The sequence below is a fragment of the Elusimicrobium sp. genome, assembly GCA_015062115.1.
In the GTDB taxonomy this organism is placed as follows: Bacteria; Elusimicrobiota; Elusimicrobia; order Elusimicrobiales; family Elusimicrobiaceae; genus Avelusimicrobium.
This window is the reverse complement of the sequence record SUVG01000006.1, coordinates 32,132-53,624: the sequence shown is the minus strand read 5'-3', so window position 1 is coordinate 53,624 and position 21,493 is coordinate 32,132. Positions and strand designations below refer to the sequence as shown.

Annotated in this window: 23 protein-coding genes and 1 tRNA gene; 8 read left to right on the top strand and 16 right to left on the bottom strand. The window is 47.3% G+C overall.

Going from position 1 to position 21,493, the window contains the following annotated elements:
* Positions 1-36: 36 nt before the first annotated feature.
* Positions 37-672, top strand: coding sequence for a hypothetical protein (locus tag E7027_05560; protein MBE6421575.1), 636 nt, complete (start codon positions 37-39; stop codon positions 670-672).
* Positions 673-674: 2 nt separating this feature from the next.
* Positions 675-1,364, top strand: a complete 690-nt coding sequence (locus E7027_05555; GenBank protein MBE6421574.1) for a DUF374 domain-containing protein — start codon at positions 675-677, stop codon at positions 1,362-1,364.
* Between the two features lie 46 nt (positions 1,365-1,410).
* Here E7027_05555 and E7027_05550 read toward each other — a convergent pair whose 3' ends face one another.
* Entirely contained in the window at positions 1,411-1,887 is a 477-nt protein-coding gene (locus E7027_05550) for a prepilin-type N-terminal cleavage/methylation domain-containing protein (GenBank protein MBE6421573.1), read from the bottom strand.
* Positions 1,888-2,070: 183 nt separating this feature from the next.
* Between E7027_05550 and E7027_05545 the strand changes: the two genes are divergently transcribed.
* The 3 genes from E7027_05545 (at position 2,071) to E7027_05535 (ending at position 5,372) form a co-directional block, all read left to right on the top strand.
* Positions 2,071-2,901 carry an RDD family protein gene (locus E7027_05545; GenBank protein MBE6421572.1) on the top strand — a complete coding sequence of 277 codons (831 nt, stop codon included), beginning with the start codon at positions 2,071-2,073 and terminating at the stop codon, positions 2,899-2,901.
* 60 nt (positions 2,902-2,961) lie between these two features.
* A complete protein-coding gene (locus tag E7027_05540; GenBank protein ID MBE6421571.1) occupies positions 2,962-5,223 on the top strand; it encodes a hypothetical protein in 2,262 nt (753 codons plus the stop codon).
* 76 nt (positions 5,224-5,299) lie between these two features.
* Positions 5,300-5,372: transfer RNA gene (locus tag E7027_05535), tRNA-Thr, on the top strand.
* A gap of 383 nt (positions 5,373-5,755) precedes the next feature.
* Here the strand turns inward: E7027_05535 and E7027_05530 are convergent.
* From E7027_05530 to E7027_05520, 3 genes are all read right to left on the bottom strand, one after another.
* Positions 5,756-5,968 (bottom strand): hypothetical protein, encoded by a 213-nt coding sequence (locus tag E7027_05530; protein MBE6421570.1) that lies wholly within the window; start codon positions 5,966-5,968, stop codon positions 5,756-5,758.
* Positions 5,968-6,171, bottom strand: a complete 204-nt coding sequence (locus tag E7027_05525; protein MBE6421569.1) for a hypothetical protein — start codon at positions 6,169-6,171, stop codon at positions 5,968-5,970. Before E7027_05525 ends, E7027_05530 begins: the two co-directional genes overlap by 1 nt.
* A gap of 83 nt (positions 6,172-6,254) precedes the next feature.
* Positions 6,255-6,479, bottom strand: a complete 225-nt coding sequence (locus E7027_05520; protein ID MBE6421568.1) for a hypothetical protein — start codon at positions 6,477-6,479, stop codon at positions 6,255-6,257.
* Between the two features lie 136 nt (positions 6,480-6,615).
* On the opposite strand from E7027_05520, the gene E7027_05515 reads away from it, so the two are divergent.
* Positions 6,616-7,080: a prepilin-type N-terminal cleavage/methylation domain-containing protein gene (locus E7027_05515; protein MBE6421567.1), complete on the top strand. Its 465-nt coding sequence runs from the start codon at positions 6,616-6,618 to the stop codon at positions 7,078-7,080.
* Between the two features lie 54 nt (positions 7,081-7,134).
* On the opposite strand, the gene E7027_05510 is transcribed toward E7027_05515, so the two are convergent.
* From E7027_05510 to E7027_05495, 4 genes are read right to left on the bottom strand one after another with little or no spacing between them, the layout of a single operon-like run.
* Complete coding sequence (locus E7027_05510) at positions 7,135-8,775, bottom strand: hypothetical protein (GenBank protein MBE6421566.1); 1,641 nt, start codon at positions 8,773-8,775, stop codon at positions 7,135-7,137.
* A 9-nt stretch (positions 8,776-8,784) separates the two neighbouring features.
* Positions 8,785-10,161 carry a hypothetical protein gene (locus tag E7027_05505; GenBank protein MBE6421565.1) on the bottom strand — a complete coding sequence of 459 codons (1,377 nt, stop codon included), beginning with the start codon at positions 10,159-10,161 and terminating at the stop codon, positions 8,785-8,787.
* A gap of 4 nt (positions 10,162-10,165) precedes the next feature.
* Complete coding sequence (locus E7027_05500) at positions 10,166-10,657, bottom strand: hypothetical protein (GenBank protein ID MBE6421564.1); 492 nt, start codon at positions 10,655-10,657, stop codon at positions 10,166-10,168.
* The gene (locus E7027_05495; GenBank protein ID MBE6421563.1) at positions 10,609-11,139 is read right to left on the bottom strand and encodes a hypothetical protein; all 531 of its coding nucleotides are present in this window, start codon (positions 11,137-11,139) and stop codon (positions 10,609-10,611) included. The genes E7027_05500 and E7027_05495 overlap by 49 nt, the downstream gene beginning before the upstream one ends.
* 42 nt (positions 11,140-11,181) lie before the next feature.
* On the opposite strand from E7027_05495, the gene E7027_05490 reads away from it, so the two are divergent.
* Positions 11,182-11,931: a hypothetical protein gene (locus E7027_05490; GenBank protein MBE6421562.1), complete on the top strand. Its 750-nt coding sequence runs from the start codon at positions 11,182-11,184 to the stop codon at positions 11,929-11,931.
* A 57-nt stretch (positions 11,932-11,988) separates the two neighbouring features.
* Here the strand turns inward: E7027_05490 and E7027_05485 are convergent, their stop codons facing one another.
* The 7 genes from E7027_05485 to E7027_05455 all read right to left on the bottom strand — a co-directional run bounded on the left by E7027_05485 (position 11,989) and on the right by E7027_05455 (position 19,906).
* The gene (locus tag E7027_05485) at positions 11,989-14,589 is read right to left on the bottom strand and encodes a hypothetical protein (protein ID MBE6421561.1); all 2,601 of its coding nucleotides are present in this window, start codon (positions 14,587-14,589) and stop codon (positions 11,989-11,991) included.
* The gene (locus E7027_05480; protein MBE6421560.1) at positions 14,589-15,176 is read right to left on the bottom strand and encodes a hypothetical protein; all 588 of its coding nucleotides are present in this window, start codon (positions 15,174-15,176) and stop codon (positions 14,589-14,591) included. Before E7027_05480 ends, E7027_05485 begins: the two co-directional genes overlap by 1 nt.
* A gap of 666 nt (positions 15,177-15,842) precedes the next feature.
* Positions 15,843-16,229, bottom strand: a complete 387-nt coding sequence (locus tag E7027_05475; protein MBE6421559.1) for a hypothetical protein — start codon at positions 16,227-16,229, stop codon at positions 15,843-15,845.
* An 8-nt stretch (positions 16,230-16,237) separates the two neighbouring features.
* Complete coding sequence (locus E7027_05470; protein ID MBE6421558.1) at positions 16,238-17,215, bottom strand: hypothetical protein; 978 nt, start codon at positions 17,213-17,215, stop codon at positions 16,238-16,240.
* A gap of 15 nt (positions 17,216-17,230) precedes the next feature.
* Positions 17,231-17,839 carry a hypothetical protein gene (locus tag E7027_05465; protein ID MBE6421557.1) on the bottom strand — a complete coding sequence of 203 codons (609 nt, stop codon included), beginning with the start codon at positions 17,837-17,839 and terminating at the stop codon, positions 17,231-17,233.
* Positions 17,832-18,140 (bottom strand): hypothetical protein, encoded by a 309-nt coding sequence (locus E7027_05460; protein ID MBE6421556.1) that lies wholly within the window; start codon positions 18,138-18,140, stop codon positions 17,832-17,834. Before E7027_05460 ends, E7027_05465 begins: the two co-directional genes overlap by 8 nt.
* Positions 18,141-18,334: 194 nt before the next feature.
* Positions 18,335-19,906 carry a hypothetical protein gene (locus E7027_05455; GenBank protein MBE6421555.1) on the bottom strand — a complete coding sequence of 524 codons (1,572 nt, stop codon included), beginning with the start codon at positions 19,904-19,906 and terminating at the stop codon, positions 18,335-18,337.
* Positions 19,907-19,986: 80 nt separating this feature from the next.
* Here E7027_05455 and E7027_05450 point away from each other — a divergent pair, with 80 nt between their 5' ends.
* Positions 19,987-20,166 carry a hypothetical protein gene (locus tag E7027_05450; protein ID MBE6421554.1) on the top strand — a complete coding sequence of 60 codons (180 nt, stop codon included), beginning with the start codon at positions 19,987-19,989 and terminating at the stop codon, positions 20,164-20,166.
* A 246-nt stretch (positions 20,167-20,412) separates the two neighbouring features.
* Here the strand turns inward: E7027_05450 and E7027_05445 are convergent, their stop codons facing one another.
* Positions 20,413-21,492 carry a hypothetical protein gene (locus E7027_05445; GenBank protein MBE6421553.1) on the bottom strand — a complete coding sequence of 360 codons (1,080 nt, stop codon included), beginning with the start codon at positions 21,490-21,492 and terminating at the stop codon, positions 20,413-20,415.
* Position 21,493: the final 1 nt, after the last annotated feature.

Genomic DNA, 21,493 nt, shown 5'->3' with positions numbered 1-21,493 from the left:
CCAAAGGGAATTTACGCGAAATGCTTGAAGGCACTTATGAGAAAAATTAAACGTTTCAAAATTTCCCCACGCCAAAAAGAAATTCTGCGCAAACTCTTGCGCGGCGGAGGACTTTTGCGTCAAGCGGGGTTTTCCAGCGAGTTGGAAGTAACCCAATATATTCTGTCGGCTTTTGCTCTCTTGGATCCGGGCGTAGTGTACGAATTTAACCAAGATGCCCACTGGGAACTGGACGGAGACAGTTCTATCCATAAAGAAATGTTTTCCGCTTGCGCGGTAACCTTGGGCAGCAAATTGGAACCCTTTTTACAAGAAGCCCGCGCCCACGGGGAACCGCGTAACATTGTGGCGGGCACAATTGCTTTGGAATTTTTGAAAAACGCCGTAACCTTTATTACCGATTTAGTAAAAGAACAAGCCACCAAAGAGGAGTACGACACGCTGGAACCGCAATTTGTCTATCTCCCCCCCTTCGGCATCGCGGCGCCGCCGAAACTGTTGCGGGAATCGGTACGCTTGGAAAAGAATTTAGCCGAAAAGACCCTGCCCATATTACTGAGCAAATTAAACGCAGATAAAATAGATTTGGTTTATGCCGACGGGGCTTTTACCCCTGCTTACACGACGGTATTTTTAGTGCCTTGGCAAAAACGCAAAAAAGGAAAGAAATAATCATGGCAAAATCTTCCGCCCCCAAACAACACAATGACTGGAAACATGCCGTCGGTTCTACGCTGGCCTACTGGTATTCCGTTTTCTTAGGCTGGACGACCCGCGTCTATTGGTTCAAAACGGACGAAGGCAAACAGTTGGAAAGTTCCGGCAAACCCATTATTTATGCCATCTGGCATAACCAACAACTCTTTTTGTTATACCCCTACCGCAAACACAAAGTGGCCGCGCTTATCAGCCAATCCAGCGACGGGGAATATATCGCCCGTTGCTTGCCCAAATTCGGTATGCGCGCGGTGCGCGGTTCCAGTTCCCGCGGCGGGGCCAGAGCCCTTATCCATTTACTTCAAGCCGTGCGCGAAGGATACAGCCCCATGCTCACGCCGGACGGCCCGCGCGGCCCTATCTACAAAGTGCAGGACGGCATTTTGTTCCTCGCTAAAAAAACAGGCCTGCCGATTATCCCTGTAGGTTCTGCGTTGAGCCATAAATTCAAAGTACGCTCTTGGGATAAAATGCGTATTCCTCTCCCCTTTGGGAAAGCGGCTTTTACTTATGCTAAAGCTATTTATGTAAAAGATGATGCCGATATGCCCCGCGCCGCCAAAGAGTTGGAAGAGCAACTAAATTGGACGACCGACCAATCGGAAATGTTCATTAACAAACAACATTTTGACAACACCCAAGGATAACAAAAACCCCCGCTTTTCGGCGGGGGTTTTTGTTAAAAGAGTTTTCTTATTGTATGGAATAATAAGGGCCGGTCAATTTTTCTACCCCTAAATTTTCACAGATTTTGGAGCCTTTAGTGGTGTAATACTTGCAAACGAGAGAGCCGTCCTCTTTGGCCAAAATACTATACATACTGCTCAACGGCAAGCGGTTTCCCACCGCCAAGTGGTTAATCGAGCCGTCCGTTACCAAAGCCCCGTAAGAAAAAAACTTTGTATTCTTGCGGGTAGAGCCGGAAATTTGGCCGCCGCTTTCCCCCGGTACATGAATATCTAAATCTTCAATTCTGGAGGAATATTTGCCGTTGGACATATAATAAATTTGTTGTGCATCACGAATATTTCGCACCATGCTGATCGCTTCGGAAGCGCGAGTAGTTTCAACCGATTTTTCATATTGAGGAAGCGCCACCGCCGCCAAAATGCCGACAATCAGCACCACCGTTAACATTTCTATAAGAGTAAAAGCCTTGTTATTTTTCATTTTAAGTATAACCTCACAACCCTGTTACTTTCAGTATATCAAAAAATTTCTTCAAACCTTTTATTTTTATACAAGATATTTTTTCTAAAGACCTCTCACTCCCCTCTTTTTTTATATTAGTTCTCTTGCCAAAAAGCCTTTTACCTCTATACTATCAGTAAGCAGTTTTACGGGGGTGAAACTATGTATGCAAGCGTATGGAAGCGGTTTACCGCATTTTTAATTGATTTAGCCGTATTTGTCATCTTGTTTTGGGTGTTTGCCCAAACGCTCAATTTGGCTACGGCATCGCTCGTTTTACTGGTAATTGTGTGGCTTTATTATGCTTTACTGGAAAGTTCGCCTTTACAAGCCAGTTTGGGTAAAATTATCGTAGGCATAAAAGTAGTGGATAAAAAAGGGAAAAAACTTTCCTTTTGGCAGGCTACGGAACGGATACTTTCCAAACTGATTACCAATGTTACTTTTTACTTCGGTTTCTTTATTGCCGCCTTTGACAAGAAAAAACGCACCTTGCACGACCGCGTGGCACGCAGCCGCGTAATAACCAAAGAGGCCGAATTTGACCCCGGCAGCATTGAAGAGGAAACTGAAGATTCCCTTACCCTTATCACGGTAATTTCTATTTTGCTTTCGGTTGTGTTTGTACTGCTTTTGTTGGCATTGGTGGCTTTGCCCCAATACCAAAAAACAGCCCGCCATATTCAATTATCCCGCGTGCTTACTTCTTTGGATAACGCCGCCCGCCAACAACAGCAAACGGCCGCCCTTCCGGGGAGAGATCCGCGCGTCTGGCAAGAAGAATACGAAGGTTGCGAACGCATCAACCCGCAAAAATTATCTTGCCAAGGGTTTGAACTTATCCTGCAACCGGGCGGAGTAACCGCTCAAGCCCGCAGCGAAGGTATGGATATTATTTACTCCTTGTTTTATCCTTTTGACGGAGGGCCCATCAGTTGTGAAGCCCAAACGCGCACCGGGGCGGAACTGTGCAGGGAACTAAAAATTCCGTAAAAATCCTTTCTATAAAAACGCTCTCTGCGGGACATAAAATAAATTTGTTAAGATATACTTATGTCCGCTAAACGCATGAAAAAAACCGCTGTTTCTGTCGGCGGTAAAACAGAAAACAGTTTCTCTTGCTTTTTACACAAGGCTATCGTTCACCTTCTGGGGTGGACGGGGTTATTGGTCAGCGTGTCTTTTTTCACCGCTACTTACGACACGGCCCAAGTAAAATTGACCCTCTTTCAAGTAGGGGCTTTTTTACTGCTCGGGTGCTGGGGAACCTTAATTCTTACCCAACACAAAAATCCTTTTACGCGCCGCAATTTACCTTTTATCCTCCCCGTTATGGTGTATTTGGGGTGGAACATACTGTCCTTTTTATTTGCTCCTTATAAACTGGAAGCCGCCGAGGAATTTTCCCGCATTTTATTATACGGAGCCGTTACCTTACTGGCCGCTACCGAACTTACTTTAAGAGATGTCCGCACGCTTTTCAAATTTATTTTGGCGGCGGCCTGGATATCCTTTTCTTACGCGGGCCTGCAAATTATAGACGGGTTTTTCCCGGGGGCGGATCCGATGCCTTGGAGAGGCTTTTTCACTAAGCGCGTCTTTTCTACCCATGCCAACCCGAACTTTTTTGGCGATTTTGTCATTTTTGCTTCTGCCATTACGGGAGCCGTTTATTTATTCACCAAAAAGAAATCTTTGCTTGTGCTTTTTGCGTTGGGCGCGGCAGGGCTCTTTTTTACCGAAAGTAAAGGGGCCTGGGTGGCTTATGCCGCTATGGTGGCGGGCGGAATTATGCTCTATGCCAACCGCTTGTCCGCAAAGGCTAAAAAGCAGATAAAGAAAGTTAATATATTGGCCGCCGTGCTTTTGTTTTGCACCGTGATATTAGCCGGTTTTTATACGGCAAAACGCTTTCAGTCTGTCAGTTTCCGCGCGCATACTTGGTTGGGCGCATTTGAAATGGTAAAAGATTCCCCTGTTTTGGGCACGGGGCCGGGCAGTTTTAAGGTTATTTATCCGGACTATCGCCGTCCGCAAATTTATTACATAGAAAGTTCCCACAACACCGAAACCCAACACGCCGAAAACGAACTTTTAGAACAAGCCGCCACTACCGGACTGGCGGGCTTGGCTATCTTTTTATGGTTCATACTTTCTACCTTGCTTATCGCCGTTAAACGCTTAAATGCAACCCCGAAAACGGAAGAAGAAAAAGAGCGTAATTTTTACTTATTGGGCCTTATCTGTGCCGCTTGGGGTATGTTTGTGCATAGTTGGGTAGATATCAGCCTGCGCTTTGCGTCCAGCGGGTTTTTCTTTGCTTTATTTTTGGGTATATTACTCGCTCTTTCCAAACCGCAGGAAGAAATTTCCCCCTTGCCGGAAAATCAGCCTTCTCCGCGGGCCGTGTTGGTTATCCTACGCCTCCTGTTAACGGGTGCCGTAGCCTACTGCGCCTACCGCACGATTACGCTTTTTTATATGATTACCCGCTCGCTGGGCATAACAAACTTGGGAGAGTTTATTTTGATAAGCGTCTCTTGGGGAGTATTGCTGGGGATTTGCGCCGGGGCGGGATATGTACTTTTGCGCTTGGCCTGGACGGGAAAAAATGCTTGGGCCACGGGAGTTCTGCTCCTAACGCTACTGCCGATAACCCTGTGTTACAATTTTTTCCAGGCCAATCATTATTACAGTTTGGGTCTTTCCTTGGTGATGCGTCAAAATGCCGAAGGCTCTCTTGGTTTTTTTACAAAAGCCATTGACCTAAACCCTCTGCAAACCGAATACCGCCAATACCGTGCCAACACCTTGGCCACCACTTTTCAACTAAATAAGTTTTTCTCGCCCGCCCGCGGAGATAAAAAACTCCCCGCCAATGATTATGAACGGGCGCTAAGAGATTTTCAGACCGTGGAAAAACACGCCCCCAATCACCCGCTTCTACACCAAAGCAAAGGGCAACTGTTTTACGCCATGGCCTTGCACAAAGCCCAAGCGGCTTCCCAAGCGGCAACGGCGCAAGAACATTTTTTATTGCGTAATGAAGCCACCCAAACCATGGAAAAAGCCAAAGAATCTTTTAAGCGTTCTTTGACCACGGATCCCGTCAATGCAGACACCTATGCCTTTTTAACCAGCATTGCGCTTATGGAAAGAAATCCCCGAGAAGCGTTGGAGTGGATATCCCGATACCGCCAAGGCCCCGACGGGGTAATAGAAGAAGAATTTTTGCAAAAAAACCGCCAAAATCCGCGCTTTTTTGCCTTGGAGCGCGAAGCCCTTAATTTACTTTCTTTAGACGAAACAAAATAGTTTTTAGTGCAAAGAAGGTTTTATTTTTGTAGAATATATTTGTTGTAAAAATGAAGTTATTTATTAACCCGTTTTTGCCAAGATAGCTCAGCTGGTAGAGCAACCGCTTCGTAAGCGGTAGGTCGGGGGTTCGATCCCCCCTCTTGGCTTAGATTTAAAACCCGCCGAAAGGCGGGTTTTCTAATCTATGGCTGAAGCGCATAAACTGCTTTATGCGCGTGGGGGGATCGAAAGACGGAGCGATGTTTTTGTTTGAGCCGATTTAGATTTTTATCGGCGAAAGGCAAAAACCGCGAGTCCGGCCTGCAGGAAAATTCCGTCAGGAATTTTACCGGAAGGAGATAGCCCCTCTTGGCTTATATTTAGAACCCCGCATCAAGCGGGGTTTTTTATTTGGCAAAGAGAGAATACAAACTGCCTTTACTTCTTACGGCACACCTCTTTGAAAGCCACAAGGGCGCGTAAATTCTGCAAATTTAGCCCTTCTATCCCTTTGTCGGCATAATCAAACCGTATCCGGCAAATAGCCGCGCTATTGGCCTTTATGGTCGCGCAACCGCTCAAGGCAAGCACCGCGGTTAAGGCCGCCGGCATCAGTAAGCGTTTCACGGACGATTTCATATCCTTTTTCCTCTTGCTCTTTGTATTTTAGTTCTTCTTCTTTTCTAGCCAATCGGGCGGCAAGGGCGGAAATTATCCATACCGCCCCTACCGTCAAAGCCACTTGTCCTAAAGTGTGCCACATCAATTTGCCTTCTTTCCCACGACAGACCCGTCCGGGTTTACCAGAGAAAGCGCACAAAGCACTTTAAGCACTTTGGCCCAGGCCGTGTCGTCCCTGGTGGTAGCAGTTAACTTCACAATACCGCTAATTGCCAATACAAGTGCCCCTAAAATGGCCAGCAGTTCTTCCCCATTGGCCGTAACCCAATTTACAATTTCACTCATCTTATTTCCTCCTGTTTTTATATACGGAAAACACTTTTGAGTTTTCCAAAATCCTTCCGTTTTTTCGCTTTCTAAACCGAGAACTACTCTTTTCCGTGCCGGTTGAGAATAAAGTTTTCTATCCGGGTGACGGCGTCCAAAATCATGGCTTGGCGCACTTCGGTAGCGATTCTTCCGCGCTCATATTCCTTCATTTGTTCTTCAAGACGGGTAACACGGGGCGGCAAGCCGTACATAGTGACCGCCCAAAACACCACCGCCCCCAAAACGGACAACACATATACCCAACTTTGTACTTTTGTAATCATACCTACTCCTTCTGCAACCCCGCCCGTCCGTTTCCGCGGGCTTCGGGTGGTTTTTATTATTTGTTTTTGTTGTTTTTCCTTTGTTTTTTGCTATACTATTAACAGGGTTTGCCCTTATTTTAACTAGGAGAATACCATGAACAAAGGTTTTACGTTAATTGAATTACTGGTAGTTGTTCTCATTATCGGTATTTTATCTGCGGTAGCCTTGCCGCAATACACCACGGCGGTAGAAAAATCCCGCTCGGCCGAAGCCTTAACCCTGATGAGTTCCATTGCCGGCGCGGCGGAAAGATACCGCTTACAAAAAGATGAGTGGCCCACCGCCAATGCATTTGCCAAATTAGATGTGGAAATCCCCAAACGCAAATCCGACAGCAAATTTGGCGGAACCAACTTTATCATGACCTTTACCTCCAACGGTAATGTGTTAACCGTTCAAGCCGAACGCGACATGACTAAAGGTAAATACTACCTCAGAACGGTTGTAACCGATACGACCGACGGATCCTTTAACTATGTTCGCTCCTGCACTTATTCGGAAGCGGTCGGTCAAAAATACTGCGAAGCCATTACGAACGGTAAAGTAACCAACTTCTAATTTTTGCTTTGCATTTTATCCCCGGCCCCAAAAGGCCGGGGATTTTTTATCAAGTTAAACGCGCTGACTTCCCCGTGCGTAAACGAAACGAAAAGCGTGTATTACTCCGCCGGCGGTATAATATACGCTTACGGAGTCCCCTTCTTGCGCGGGTACATAGGCACTAAGCAGCACGCCCCCCGAAGCGGCACTCATTCCGGCGGAAATACCGCCTGCCGTATTATTTTGAAGGCGTATATATTCCCCCGCCGCCACCGCCTGTATGGTTAGTTGAAAATATCCGCAAGCGGGAGCGGTGTAAGTGCTTGCGCTTTCCAACAGGTTTAACCCTTCAAACCTTTCGCCGGGCATACTTAAAGCGGCAGCTTGCTCCGCGCCTTCGGCAGACAGATTTTCTAAAGAGATGTCCGCCTTGAGGTTTAATAATTCGTTCCATTTTTCCGCTTGCGTGGCGTACATTTCTTGGCCGGCGTGGTAAGCCACCACCCACGGATACAAAGTGGTATGAGCAGGCGTTACCGTGGAAGAACTGCCGTAAATCGGGTTAGACATAGAAGCATCAAATCCCACGCTGTCCCCTTCTCCGTTTGTTCCGTTCAGTTTATTGCCGTGAGAGGCTCCTCCCGATGTAAACGCACCGTCTCTTGCAAAATTACTTGAAAACCCGGTTCCGGAACCCGGGCTGAAACTGCCCGTGATATTCGGTAGCCCCGCCGAACTTTGCCCGATTCCTTCCGCCGTATTTGCCATTTTGATAAAGTGCGCCAGTTTGGGTAAGCGCAAGGAACCTTCCGCCAACACATAGTAGGGGCACTCTCCAAAAGTGTTTAATGCCTGTTCATACGCTTCGGGTGTGGTTTGAAGTTCCGGGTGTTGGGTTAGCCAACGGTAAAAATCGGGGTAGAGCGTTTCGGCAGAGGAAACAGTCTCGCCGGTAAACAAAGGCAAAGCTCCGGGGTTATCTTGCTCCGATGAACTTTGCGAATAGAATACTTCCCCAATACACTTAGCCACTGTTTTTTCGGCATACTGTTTTGCTTCCTGAGCCGATTTTTTTGCTTCCTCGCCCAGAGCAGAAATTCTTTCTTGCGCTTCTTGCCCCGCTTGCAAGACTGTTTGCTTTCCCTGCAAAGCGGCCTCGCTGATTTGTACCTCTACCTGCGCAATGGTATCCTGTGCGTTGGCAGCACTTTTCCGCGCTTCTTCGGCGGAAGAAACAGCCTGTTCCGCCGCCGACAAAGCCCCCTCTTTGGCTCTCAAAATGTTATTCAGGAAATGTTCCGTATCCAAATTTTGCTCTTGAGTGGAAATGGGATACTTGATACTGCGATTTACTTTTTCGTTTAACTCCTGCACCATCAAAGTCAATTTATCGTATCCTTCCTCTAACACTTCCGCGTCCAATTCCCCTTGGCGGATAAGGTCTATTTCCTGCGTGAGCGGCGTTTGGCGGAAAACAGTTAAACGCCAACCGCTTTGCAACGGCTCCTTGCCGCTTTCCAAGGTAGGATAGGTAAGGGTGCGGGTCAGCAAATCTAACGAAAAATCACCCGACACTTCCGTTTCGGTTCCTTCGGGCGAAACAATACGGATACGCACATCTTGTGAAGATACTAACGGGAAGTCCACGTCCCACCGTCGCGTAATTCCGTTGCCTTGATAAATGCGTTTGGTTAATTGCATGGAAACTGTCATTTTTTTCTCCTAGTGGTTTAATAATTTTTTGATTTTTTCCCAAGCGGATACTTGCTCTTCGGTAAATAATCCGCCGCCTAACACCGCTTTTGCCACCCGCCACAGGGTGGGCGAGTCATATTTTTGGCGGTTACAAAATTGGGTAATCCCCGTGTATAAAAAATAACCTTGCTCATCTGCCCCAAGGGCTTCCCGTCGTGCGCGGACAGCCTGCAACAACCAATACTCGTCTGCGGATAGTTCTTGGGCACGCCAGGCACTAAAAATCTCTTGGCAAGAGCCGCGAAAGTATAATCGCACAAAGTTTTTTTCGTTCGGGCGCAAAGGAAGTCGAAATAAATTTCCCGCTACTTCCACCGCCTGTTTCAGTTCAACCTCCCCTAATTTCCCCAGCAAGAGAATCGGTTTTATTTCTTCTTTACTTCCCCGGAGCAATTTTTCGTACACGGAAAAGCAGGCCAACTTTTCCCTTTGTTTTTCTTCGTTTGCTTTCCCGGTTACTTCGACCAGGACGGCTCTTTTCAGTTCGGGGTCTTTTTCGTCTAAACGGGCCCGGCAAAAGCGGAGTTTTTCGTCAACAGAGGCCGAAATATCCTTTTGTGCATCACCCCATAATTCTTCCGCACGGGCCTGTGCAAAAGAGGTGCGAATTTTAGCGGACAATTCCGCTTGCACGGAAACGGAAAATCCTTCTCGGTTCTCCGAAAAAACACGCTCTGCCGTTTGCCAATCGCCTACGCCCAAAGTTCTGCGGATATGTTGCGCCAGCGTTTGGGTACGCAATTTTGCAGCGGACAAGCGGATATTTTCTTCCGTTTCTCCTGTCTGGCGCAGATGTGCTTCGTACGCGGGAATTTGCATGGACAGATATTCATTTAAGGCTTCTTTCGTAGGAACGAGCGCCCCCACCTGGCGTACCAGGCGGGCCTCCGTTTCCGCCCCCTGTTTACTGATTTCCCGCGTGCGGCGCAAGGAATCGTTCCGCGCAGTTTGGCGCAACACCAAATAGTCGCGTCCGGCAGAACCGTCTGCCTCTTGGGGAGAAAGATTCCGGCGTGCGAAATCATCTAATTTTTCGACGGATAAAAAGCCGTCCTGTGCCACTTGTTTTTCCGCTTCCGTTATAAGTTCCGCACGCATATTTACTTGCGACTCGTAAGAAACATTTTGCGTTTCTTGGGCCGAAAGGTTTACTTCCTTGGGGGAAGAGGAACGGCCCTTTTTATCTTTTCCGAACCAATATTCCTGCGCTTGGGAAAGCAGTTTTCCCGTACGGGAAAGGTTGTTCGGGTAGGCTTCCTTCAGGCGGACAGGCGAAGAAGCACTCGTTTCCACGGAAGGAACTTGCCAATTTTCTTGGCGGGTATAGGTAGGTACTGTAGGCATATTTTTACTCCTTGCTTAACATTGTCAGCCAGTTGCTTCCCAGCGTCCACAAAGAAGTTTTTTCCTTGGCTACTTTGCGGTATTGCTCCGCCGTAATGCTAAGCCCGCGCACCCGTTCGGCGGCGGCTAAATTATTTTCGGTCAGTTGGTCTTGGAACGAGGAACGAACGGATTCTTCGTCAAGCAATGCCTGCAACCGACTGTTTTTTAAGATAGCCTGTTCCGTAGCCGAAGCACTCCCCCTGCCCGCGGCGGCCAAGGCCGTTTTTTGCGAAGCGAGCGTTTGGCGGTAAGTTTCGTAAATTTCTTTACTGCGCGATGCGGCCGATTTAAGCAAATACCTGTTTTGCCGTTCGTTGGCACGCCGGGTATAACCGGCTTGATAATCGGCATCGGCCGCCAGCGAATTATAATAATCGGCTTCGCTTTTTTGACCGCCCAATAAACTTAAAGCGGTAGAGGCTTTTTGCCCCGTTGTTTTGATAATTGCTCCCATTGTTTCCTCCTGAAAGTAAAATATAAAAATCGGGTATCCCGAAAAGAAAGGCTCTCCCCGTTAAAAACACCGCCCAATCGCGAAATCAGCCGCAGGCTGGGCAAGTATCTTTCATCGGTAAAGTTATATAGTTCGGGGTATAGGGCCCATAGCCACCCCAATAGCAACCGAATCATTTTTACAAAAGCGATTTTCCGCTTTTCTACACTCTGCCCCGTCAGTAGCCATACACAAGCAGTTTTTCCTAATAAAACAGTTGGATAAAGCCCTCCTAAAAAAACAGGCTCCTCTTTTTCGTAAGCAAATACGGCAAATACAGATTTCGCTATAAAATCTTCCAACAGTTCCTGCGGTGTTTTTTCGGGGAAGGAAGAGGCTAATTCCAACCGGTCTGCCCGACGAAGTTTTAACGCCAGACGGATACCGTCACCCGCGCGGGCACGACGCAAAATAATGCTATTTTCTTTGCACAAAAATGTCATAAAAAAATATAATAATAGGAAAGTTATAAAGGAGGTCTTACCATGACAACACTTATTATTTTGTTACTCGTGGCCGCGGTAGCAGTGTATGCCGTTTTCTTTTTGCTTTTTAAGGTAATTTGGATTATTCTTAAAAAAAGCAGCAACAAATGGCCGCTCATTTTGGCGGGTATCTGCACGGTACTTTTTTCGGGCGCTGTTATCGGTACCGCCGCTTGGGGTGTATATAAGATTATCAGCCCTTTCCGCGGCATGATTGACCGCTACGACGCACAACAACCCCCGACCTATGGGGTAAGCACCTACACCGATCCGCGCTACGGAATCAGCGTAGATTTGTATGAAGGGATGGATTTTTCCGAGTGGATAAATTTTGATGATTTTTCCTTCAAGGCGGGCATGGATATGAACGCCCTGAAAAAAACCGAAGATTCTAAAAATCAAAAAATGACAGTTGCCTTCCTCGCACGCCAAACGGACATTGATAACGACGAGCCGCCCTTCCAAGAATTTTATGAAATTTTGGATACGGCCAAGCAACGTCCCCAATTTCAAATTGCGGAAGAAAAACAAATTTTGGTTGACGGAAAACCCGGGCATTATGTGTCCGGACGCATCTACTCCAATAACGGAGCCAACGGGCCTTTTTGGTTGACCGCCGTGCATGACAACAACCAAAACTTCTTCCTGCTTACTATCCAATTCGGCGGCGAAGAAGATACTTCTGCTGCCCAAAAAATGGCTGAAAGTTTGCGGTTTACTCCTGCGGAACCGTTACCGTCCGCCGTTTAACAAGTATCTTGTTTTTTGAGGGGCTTTCGGCAGAAACGAAAGCCCCTTTTTTTCGGCTTATACCAAACGCGAAACCACCGCTAATATCGTAACGGGCAACGGATCGGTTTGTTTGAATAAAACACCGGGTGTCAGCCCATGAACCGCAGATACATTTAACCTGTACTCCTGTGTTTTAAGCGGGATAGGTTCCCCCCATTTTTCTCCGCTCCGTTGTAAAATTTCTTCCAATGCTTCTTCGCGGGTGCCGATGCGTCCGCCGCGGCTATCCAGCATTTTAACGGTTACCGATACAAGCCTTCTTTGGCGATCGGCCAAGGTGCCGTTTGAACCCTCTAATACTACGGGAAGGGTTTGTAATTCGGCCGCATAAGTCAGGCCCGCATGGACGCAATTTGCGGCACGCGGAAGTGTAATTTTCCCGTTTAACACCACTTGTTCTCCCAGCGGGTTTCCGTCGGCAAATATCCCTACGGAACACCCTTCCAAATGCGAAAGCCCCGTTATTTCGGTAAAACTTTCCGTACCTTTGCGTGAAACGGCGGAATCTAAAAACAATTGGTCTTGCGGTTCTTTGCTCGCCAAACGCTGTACCAAGCGTTCTATACAGTATCCGTTTGCCCGCTCCACCGCCAGCCACACTTCATCATATCCGCGGTTGGGAACAACGCAAATACTCTTAAATGCCCCTTGCGTTTCATGGTGTGTCCACGCGCAGAGATTTTGTTGCGGCAAGTAGGTAAGAGAGGCCAACTTCCCGCCGGAAAGTACACACCAAACCAAATTATCCGGCTCTTGCTGATAGGCCATATCTGTAATTTCCTGATGAAAAAACAGGTGTTTGGCGTAGAGGGTAAGGTCGTTACCCGTGTAGGAAGCGGAGTTATAATCGTAAACGAAATCACGCAACACACCGCCGCGGGCTTGCACAAAAAGGGCGCGATTTCCCACTAATATACACGGAGTGGAAAACGAGCCTCGTTCTCCCAGTTGCTCCACCTGCACATTATACGGGGTAAGTGCCCCCGATGAGGAAATACTCCACTCGCTCCCCGCCGTAAAAACCAACAGCCGCCCCGATACCATTACCGAACGAATCGCATTCAGTGTTTTGCCGGCAAGCGTAACACAAAAGGAATCATCTTCCCGAACCGTGGCACGGGCATGGCCGAAGTTGGCAAATTCGCCCGTTTTAGAAAACCAAACGGTTTGTCCTTCCTCTTTGGTTCCGGCCAGCCCCAAACGATTTTGATAAAAAAACACACAGGCGGGATATCCGGCTTTGGGCGAAAATGCCCCCTCCGCCCAATCAACCGTCCAATCTTCGTTTCCATATTCACGCTCGATTTCCACGGCGGCTTGGCGCGGGGTAATAAAATCTCGTACCACGGCCACCCCTTCCTGCAGGAAACTTTCCGCCTGCAACTCGTAAGCCGCCTCGCCGACAATACTTAAAGCCCGCAAGCGTACCAAATACATACCCTCCGTATCGTCCAACTGCCCGAAGGTAGAGAGGTTTTCTTCTCCCTCGGCACGCGAAAAAGTTTTCTTTTGTTGCCAAGAGGCTCCTAAGTCCTGAGATATTTCCAAAGCCAAAGAGCCCGTCCAACTCCCCGCAGTAACCAACCGCCAATCCCCTGCTGTTTTGACGGAACCGGAAATATCTTCGTAGCCAAGCGTACCCGTTAAAAATTGGCTTTCCACCGGGTGCAATAAGGAAAAACGCCCCCCTATATGTTGCGGGGAAAAGATATCAAAATCACTTTCCAATAAGTATTTTTGTTCCCCGAGGGGCACTTCGCTTCCCCGATTGGCTCCGCCCGATAAGGTTTGTACTACCGTCCAAACCGCACTTCCCGCGAAACTGTTTCGGTATTCAAGCACCAATTCCACCCCGTTCCAATCGCCCCCCGTTTCGACCGGAGAGGTAATTTTAATCACTCCTCCCAAGTGGGTAGCCGTACAGCCTTGTGCGGCGTATTGGCGGTTAAACTCGCTGACAAGAAAGGATAAATCCAAGCCGAAATCTCGTCCGGAAAAAAACAGTTCCCCCTTAAAATAAGCCTGCACGAAATAGCGGGCATCTACTTCGGGCAAAAAGGCACAAGTGGCGCAAGCCCCCTGCGAAACTACCGTTTCGTGATATTTAACCAAACGAAGGTGGCGGGTTTCGTCGGTATTGGTCGGCTTAAAAGGCCCGTAGCGGATAGGAAGATCCACCAATTCAAATTGTCCGGCGGAAACTCTCACCAATTTTTTGGGCGGATGATTGGGGTGCGTTAAAAACAGGGTCTGTTCATATTGGGCATAACGGACGGCCGATACTTCATGGGTTCCGTAAGGGACGGACAATTCATATACGGAGCCGTCCTCGTTTAACAGTTGCCCTGCCGCCGTAAAAACACGCAAGTATTTTTCTCCCATTTCCAATACATATGCTTCCTCTTCGCTTAACACAAAAGGAATCAAACGGCATTTCCCTTTTCCGCTTCCCATGAAAAGCGTTCCGGGCCGGTTGGAAGCCCCGCCCTGCGGGTGTACATAAAAATTACGCGCGGTTTTAAGCCAACTGCCGTAGGAAGGGCTGTCGCTGCGGGCATGCAACGCCGGGGCCACTTCCCCGCCGGAAAAAGACGGTTGCAAATGATGAAAAACCATTACCGAACCTCCGTAAAAGAATCTTCTGCAGACGTACGGCAATAGTTTTCCGTCATATTGGAACGGCGGGCTTCATCGAGACTAGCCGTATATTTTTGCATCAATTGTTGCGCTAAGTGACTGTCCCCCGTCAGTGCAATAGCCAAATCGCACGCCAAAGCAAGCGAAAAGGTTTTGACAAAAGACGGGTCAAACAGGTTTTCGTCCGCAATGCGGCGGGTAAATTCCGCATAGGCTGATTGCGTAGGCACATATAACACGCGTGCATGTAAATCGCGCCTAAAACGCTCCGTAAAAGGCAGCGGGCGGGGGTTGCGGGGGTCTTCAAATACGCGGCGTATAAAAAGCGCATCTGCGGGATATTTATAGCAAAAACCTTCTTGGGTTTCCTGTTTAACCTCCAACAAAGCAAGCGGCTCGCAAGCATTGGCAAAAGCCCAATGATGTGTCCGTAAAAGTTCATCACGCACCGGTTCGTAAAATAAATTTAATCTTCGGGCGCGCTCATCATCTTGTTCCAAGGATAAAATAGACGCCTGCCCCAACTGCGCCAATGCCAAATTACAGATTGCAATTTTTGTTATCATTTTATCGCTCCTTTTTATTTCTATTTATTTTTTAAGTATTTTTTATTTTTATATATCAAACTAAATTTTATGTTATTTTTATTTATGCTTATTTTATATATATTTATTTTTTTATAAAAATTACTTTTGATATGTGCTTCCAACAGAAAAGACAAGCAGTTTTGCATAAATCATTTTTTATGTTAATTTTGAAAATGCTTATTTTATAATGATTTTTATTTTTAGATATATTTTTACACAAAACAAAAAAGGCTTTTTTCTTCCAAAAACATTTTCTATGCTTTTCTTCTTTTAGGCACTAAAAAATAATCTCTTTTAATTATTTTTTAGAACTTTTTAATTTTTCTTTTTTCCTTTCCCAATAAGATTTTGCGCCAAGTCTTTTTTGAGATTCAAAAGGGTAAGATTCCCGGCTTGAGGGAAGGAAATACGGTTTTTTTCCGTTTTTTACCGGATAAAAACCCGTTTTTACCCCCTCTTTTCGCCAAAATACCCCTTTTTTTGCGTTTTTAAGGAAGTTCCCCCATCTTCCCCTATTCAAAATTGTTTTAACAAGCCTATAATTCTGTTTTTTCTTGAAAGAACCCCGGGCAGCGGTCTTATCCAACTGCCCGGTTTGTTTTTTAAGGTTCTTTTTCTTTTTTAACTTTTTACTCCGCGTTGGCGTTATTTCATATCAACGCCGTCTGTTAAAAAGAAAGACACCGCACCTTGGGTGGCTGAACCGGCAGGGACATAGGAAACACGCAAGTAGCGTTTTACCCCTACCGGGAGCGGAACGGCAAAAAGAATCTTTCCCGGTTGCTCCAGCACCTCCGCGAATACGGTAACGCTCATCAATTCCGCGGGATTAGCAAAAGAAGCCTCTTCATCGGTTTGCAAGGTAACTTCCATTTGCGTCAAACCGCTGAATCCTTCCTCCGTGCGACACACGGCAAAAAGAGCCCCCGGGGCTACATTACCGGCCGCTCCGCAGTCTATCGTATTTTGGGAATACGCATTTGCGGTAATGGCCTGCTTGTCAGACAAAATGGTATTTTTATCCAGTAACATACTGCCTCCTATTTCACCAAAGTTTCCGTATCGCAAATGGCATCGCACACATGGACGGGAATTTCGTTAAATGTCATTAACGGACGGGAAGTGATTTGATCCGGCGTGTATTGCACATTGGTACGATTGGAAGTTAATTTACGAAGGGCCGCCTTGACGGTGCGGTTCATATACCAAACGGGCTTACCCATGGAAAGGCTTTGGATACGCTCTTCCAATTCGCACATTTGATCAATTAAGTTAGACGGCACATTTTCCACATCAATGTTGCAAATGCGTCCCGCGTAACGCCAATCTTGCACGGCAAGGCCTAATTTCCACTCGAAATACTCCTTGTAAGCGGGATATTCGTTTCCGTCGCCGTCCACATGGTTAACCAATCCGTGATCCACGCGTTGAATACCGGCTTTAGAGCCTTTGGGGAAGAAGGTAAACACCTTATCGGTATCCCAAACTACCAAGTAGATAGAGGAATTTTGACCTTCGTTTTCACTGCCGCCATCAATCACATTGCGGGAACTTTCCGCACCGGACAATTCGCAATAACGGGCGGCCAAGCCGGTAAAACGCTCCGGATTTTTACCGACATTTCCGTAAATTAAGTTGCTGGCCATGGTGTTGGACATACCGGCAATAATCGCGCGGGATTGACCGGTACGCACGGCCTCTACATGGCCGCCTTTTTCGGCGACTAATTTATCTACTACCGAGTAGGCAGATAAGGTGCCGTAACTTTCCACCACTACTTTGGTGGTGGCTTTGGCGGGTTCAATGCCCTGATAGGCACGCCGCCAGGTGCCTTCCGGGATTCCGGTACGCACGGCATATTCGTGGCCGCTGTCCAAGGAACTTTCCGTTACTAACGCATCGGCGATAATATCGTTGGACTGGCTTAAAACTTCCGCAATAGCCAATTCTTGGCCGGAAGGGTCAAACTGTTTTGCATAGTCCACAAGACTGTACTGTTTATCAGCAATAATTGCCATTTTTTACTCCTTTTTTTAATTTTTTCCGTACAGGGCCTCGGTAAAGGTTTTATCCTGCGGGGCGGCCGGTTTTCCGCCGGGGCAGGCATCTTCGCTGATAGCTTTGCCGATTTCGCTTAATGTACGGATAATAACCGGGTGATTACCCAGGCCCGTATCTTCCAACAATGTCCTCAATTCCGGGCCGCCGAACGCATCGGCCGCACGGAGTGCATAGGATAGTTCTTTTTCCAAGCCCGCCCCGTATAAGGCGCGGGTTTCTTCGGCCCAACGCTCCACGGTGTGGCGTTTTTGTTCTTGCGCTTGTTGGAAATTGGCACGCAAATGGGCCGATTCAAAATCTAACAATCGTTGCACTTGCTCCTCTGCCAAATTCATCTCACGCGCCAGTTGCTTGAAAGCGGCTAAATTTTCCGTCGGGAAGGAAATATCTTCCGGCAGAGAAAGCCCTTCGTAAGATAACGAACCGGGATTTTGTGTTTCCGGCCCGGGGGGTTGGGCCGAGGGGCAAGTTTTATTTTCTTCCCCCGGGCCCGATCCTTGGGCAACAGATGTTGCCGGGGCCGACAACGAGGTTTCCAAATCGGCAGATTGTTCAACAGGCGGGTTTATGGTTTTATTCATGGGTTAACTCCTCTTGCAAGCGATCTATTTCTTTTTGCCCAGAAATCATTTCCGAGCGATATTCCCCCCTCATTTGGGCATAAGCACCGGGGGCGGCTTCTTCTATTTCGTCCAATAAAAAAAGGCCGATACTCTGTTGCCCGCAATGAAAGGCCGTTGCCGTTGCATCGGCAGGCACAAAAGAGTGCTGGCGAATACGGGCTGCCTGCAAAATACGCCACAGCAAGCGGCGGCCCTGTGCGGTTTTCAACACGGTTTGCAAGTCGTAGATATTACGTTTTTTAAGTTGTTTTTCGTTCATAAAATACTCTCGGGAAAAGGAGCACTCCCGGGCGCACCCCTTCCCCCCGCTAAAGCAGCGTGCGATAATTTAAGACGCCTGCCCTAGCCGTTTCCCTTTTGTGTTTGTGTAGGCGGGAAAACCTTTACCGGGAAAGGTTCCTCCCGCTCTGCGCCGAACCGTAACGCTTATAAGGACGCGTCCGCGCGCAGTTTTTATTTATTTCCCGAATCTGATTGAGAGGCCGGGGCTCTTGGTTCAGTAACCCCCTGCGAAACGGAAGGAGTATCCTTCTCTTCTTCCGCGTCTTTTAAGAGGGCAGGCGCTACGCCCAATGCTTTTAATCCTTCTTCCAAGGCACAGGTGTAATCAATGCGGTTTAGCACTTCCGGGCGCACCGCACCCAACGAGGCGGCATAATTTAACCCTTGAACCAAAGAAGAAACCGCGGCGGCTTTTTGCGCCTGGGCAATCATGGATACATATTCCACCTTCATCGGCAGCCCTTCTATACTGCCGGGCGGCGCGGGCAGTTCCCCTTGACGGGCCAGCAAATTAAACACGCGCTCGACAAGCGGATCCAATAATTCGTTTTTCAGCCGTTCCAACACCGGCCCCAACACCAACATTTTTTCTTGGTGGCGTTCGGCCACTTCGGCAGCGGTCATATTGGAGTAAGTTTGAGAAGAAAGAGATAAAAACACATCGGCAAAAAACTGAGCGCGAATTGTAGCGCGGACATTTTGGATAGCATTTTCCAAGGCGCCCAAATCTGCCTGTACCTGGTAAGCGGGTTTGACGGCGGCGTCCGTAGTTCCGTTGTAACGGGTAATGCCTCCGGGGAGCAAATTGACTTCTCCCTGCACTCCCGCCGATACCATCACCGGCGGATTGGTGCTTTTATCCAAAGCGACCAACTTGGTTTTTTGCATTTTTTGTAACATTTTCACATCGCCCAAACACTTCCACCCCGGGCCGCGGCCATAAGCATCGGCCGTATTTTTCACTTCCCAGCGTGCGGCAATAACCGGAAATTCGTGGTATCCGCTTTGGCGCAGGATAAAACCGTCTTCCAAAAAGTAAACACTTTCAAACGGCATGGAGCGGTTGTCTTTGCGGGAAGGGGCGTATTTGCGGTTCGGCAAAATAAGATGAAATACTTTATGCCAACGGAAGGTTTTGTTTTCTTCCAATTCGCGGGCCAGTCGGGGTGATAATTTTTCTTTACCGAAGGACTCTGCCAGTTGTTCGGCCGTCATAAAAAATTCGCGTCCGAAGCGATTGATTTTCCCTTGGGCATCTGTTCCCAAGGCATATTCTCCCACGGTAAACGGACGGCAATAAATTCCTTTTTGGGGGTCATACTCCACCAAAAAGGCCGCCGTACCGAAAACAGCAATTTCCTGATAGAACCCGTGCAATACGCCATAGACATTACTTTTGGCGAATACATCTTCCAAGCGTTTTTTTACTTCAAACACCCAATCTTTTGCGCCCGGCAAATCCATCAGTTCCTCGGGGGAAAGGGCCAAATCAAACCAACTGCGGCTGGGGCTCGTAAGGCCCGACATCATGCCCGCACACAAAACTTCCACCGCCAGGCATGGGTCAGAATCTAACAGCGTTTTATGGTCAACGCGGCGCCCGTTATTGGGTTGTTGCCCGTCGAAGAAGCCGCGCGTAGGTGCCAGGTAGGCACTTAGATCCTTCCAAGCAGGCAGCCAAGTGCTGCGCTCGCTTTTAAGGGCGTCGTATTGACGCATATAGTCGGTATGTGTATGTTTCATAAAGGGAGTAATTAAAAATTACGGTAGGAAAGAGGAAAGAAATTTACTACTATAAAAGAAAGAAGGAGGAGGAAGCGAATATGGCTGGAATTTTTTCTATTTTAATTTTTGTGATATTACTGGCTTTTCCGGGCTTTTACATCATTACCCGAAAAATATTTCCAAAGAGGAGCAAGCGTAGTGCGGCATGGATATCCGCGTTGCTGACGGCGTTGTTAATCGGCATCTTGGCTACGGTAACAATTGCCACACCCGTTTAACAAAATAATTTATGTTGATTTTACACCCGCCCGAAACGGCGGGTTTTTTTGTGGGAAAAAGCCCCAAAAAGGCTTCTAAGGGCGCAAAAAGGCCCGAGCGGGAAACAAAAAAAGTTTGTGGGAAATAAGTGTTAGGAAAGGTTACTGCTATTTTTTAATTATATCATAAAAAATAGTTGTTTGTCAAGCATTTTTCGGCAAAAAGCCCTTTGTTTAGTTCTCTTTCAACAAATAATAACGGGATTTTTATTCGTGTACGACAATGCTTAAATCGTTACCCAGAAGGCGGTTGTATTTTTGGGAGATGACCCAAGAGTTAACCAATTTAGCATCGTCGGAGGAGTGGAACTGTTTACGGATTGCATCGCTTTCCTTAAAATGGCGGAAAAACGGGTTTATCGAGCGCAAATATCCGGGAATTGCCACTTGTATCACAAAACTTTTTCCCTCCACTAAAGTAGATACAGCAGAGGGGTTGTGGTATGCCACGTGGTCTATCCCGGCATAAACCACCACCAAAGCGGCAGGATCGCGGCGACGGAGTTCGTTTATTACCCCGGCCCAAAAGTTATTACGGAAATACATACCTTCCAAAGAAGAGGCATACTCTTCAAAATCTTCCTTTGAAAGAAAATCTTTCCCGTCCGCCAAAGATTCGTTCATAATGGCCACTTGCGGCTCCAACCCTACTACCGGGATATTCTCGTCCAATGCGGCCCGAATCACTTTGGAAGAAAAATACTCCTCCGCCCCTTCCAAAAAAGAAAGCATCGCTTTTCGGGAATAAGGGAGTTGGGATAAATCATCTAAAAGTTCTTCCTTGGCGGGCACCATTTCGGTAGCTAAATAAATGGTTCGGTCAGGATAAATTTTAGGAAGTTCATGAATAATTTGGGCAATTTCCTGTTGAATACGGGTTTCTTTATGGAGTTCCCCGATATAAAGATAATCAATATCTTGCGGAAGGAATTTTTTATAGTCGATGTTTCCCACAAACACTTCGCTTTCTATGTTATCGGCGATTTGGTGGATATGCTGACGAAATGAAGCCAAATCGGCTTTGAAACCGATAATACCCTGTAGCATTTTTCCATCGTTTCTGGCGGATAAAACGGGATAGCTCGCCGCATTTATTTGATAATCAAAAAAACGCGTCTGCAAGTCAAAACGGTACATTTGCATCATTTTGGGAGGCAGTTTAAGATGCGTATTGCCCAGCGTAAAAGATTGCACGGCCTTTTTGCCCCCTTTCACAAGCGGGCCGCCGGCAAATGCGCCGTTACAAATCCCCAAAACAAATAAAAATATGAGTAGTTTTTTCATCATT

Bases quoted from the DNA above. Each gene is read 5' to 3' on its own strand.
- E7027_05495 (MBE6421563.1), bottom strand. From the start codon at position 11,139: ATGACATTTTTGTGCAAAGAAAATAGCATTATTTTGCGTCGTGCCCGC.
- E7027_05445 (MBE6421553.1), bottom strand. From the start codon at position 21,492: ATGATGAAAAAACTACTCATATTTTTATTTGTTTTGGGGATTTGTAAC.
- E7027_05525 (MBE6421569.1), bottom strand. From the start codon at position 6,171: ATGAGTGAAATTGTAAATTGGGTTACGGCCAATGGGGAAGAACTGCTG.
- E7027_05520 (MBE6421568.1), bottom strand. From the start codon at position 6,479: ATGATTACAAAAGTACAAAGTTGGGTATATGTGTTGTCCGTTTTGGGG.
- E7027_05485 (MBE6421561.1), bottom strand. From the start codon at position 14,589: ATGGTTTTTCATCATTTGCAACCGTCTTTTTCCGGCGGGGAAGTGGCC.
- E7027_05545 (MBE6421572.1), top strand. From the start codon at position 2,071: ATGTATGCAAGCGTATGGAAGCGGTTTACCGCATTTTTAATTGATTTA.
- E7027_05550 (MBE6421573.1), bottom strand. From the start codon at position 1,887: ATGAAAAATAACAAGGCTTTTACTCTTATAGAAATGTTAACGGTGGTG.
- E7027_05455 (MBE6421555.1), bottom strand. From the start codon at position 19,906: ATGAAACATACACATACCGACTATATGCGTCAATACGACGCCCTTAAA.
- E7027_05555 (MBE6421574.1), top strand. From the start codon at position 675: ATGGCAAAATCTTCCGCCCCCAAACAACACAATGACTGGAAACATGCC.
- E7027_05560 (MBE6421575.1), top strand. From the start codon at position 37: ATGAGAAAAATTAAACGTTTCAAAATTTCCCCACGCCAAAAAGAAATT.
- E7027_05510 (MBE6421566.1), bottom strand. From the start codon at position 8,775: ATGACAGTTTCCATGCAATTAACCAAACGCATTTATCAAGGCAACGGA.
- E7027_05480 (MBE6421560.1), bottom strand. From the start codon at position 15,176: ATGATAACAAAAATTGCAATCTGTAATTTGGCATTGGCGCAGTTGGGG.
- E7027_05450 (MBE6421554.1), top strand. From the start codon at position 19,987: ATGGCTGGAATTTTTTCTATTTTAATTTTTGTGATATTACTGGCTTTT.
- E7027_05465 (MBE6421557.1), bottom strand. From the start codon at position 17,839: ATGAATAAAACCATAAACCCGCCTGTTGAACAATCTGCCGATTTGGAA.
- E7027_05530 (MBE6421570.1), bottom strand. From the start codon at position 5,968: ATGTGGCACACTTTAGGACAAGTGGCTTTGACGGTAGGGGCGGTATGG.
- E7027_05470 (MBE6421558.1), bottom strand. From the start codon at position 17,215: ATGGCAATTATTGCTGATAAACAGTACAGTCTTGTGGACTATGCAAAA.
- E7027_05515 (MBE6421567.1), top strand. From the start codon at position 6,616: ATGAACAAAGGTTTTACGTTAATTGAATTACTGGTAGTTGTTCTCATT.
- E7027_05540 (MBE6421571.1), top strand. From the start codon at position 2,962: ATGTCCGCTAAACGCATGAAAAAAACCGCTGTTTCTGTCGGCGGTAAA.
- E7027_05460 (MBE6421556.1), bottom strand. From the start codon at position 18,140: ATGAACGAAAAACAACTTAAAAAACGTAATATCTACGACTTGCAAACC.
- E7027_05490 (MBE6421562.1), top strand. From the start codon at position 11,182: ATGACAACACTTATTATTTTGTTACTCGTGGCCGCGGTAGCAGTGTAT.
- E7027_05475 (MBE6421559.1), bottom strand. From the start codon at position 16,229: ATGTTACTGGATAAAAATACCATTTTGTCTGACAAGCAGGCCATTACC.
- E7027_05505 (MBE6421565.1), bottom strand. From the start codon at position 10,161: ATGCCTACAGTACCTACCTATACCCGCCAAGAAAATTGGCAAGTTCCT.
- E7027_05500 (MBE6421564.1), bottom strand. From the start codon at position 10,657: ATGGGAGCAATTATCAAAACAACGGGGCAAAAAGCCTCTACCGCTTTA.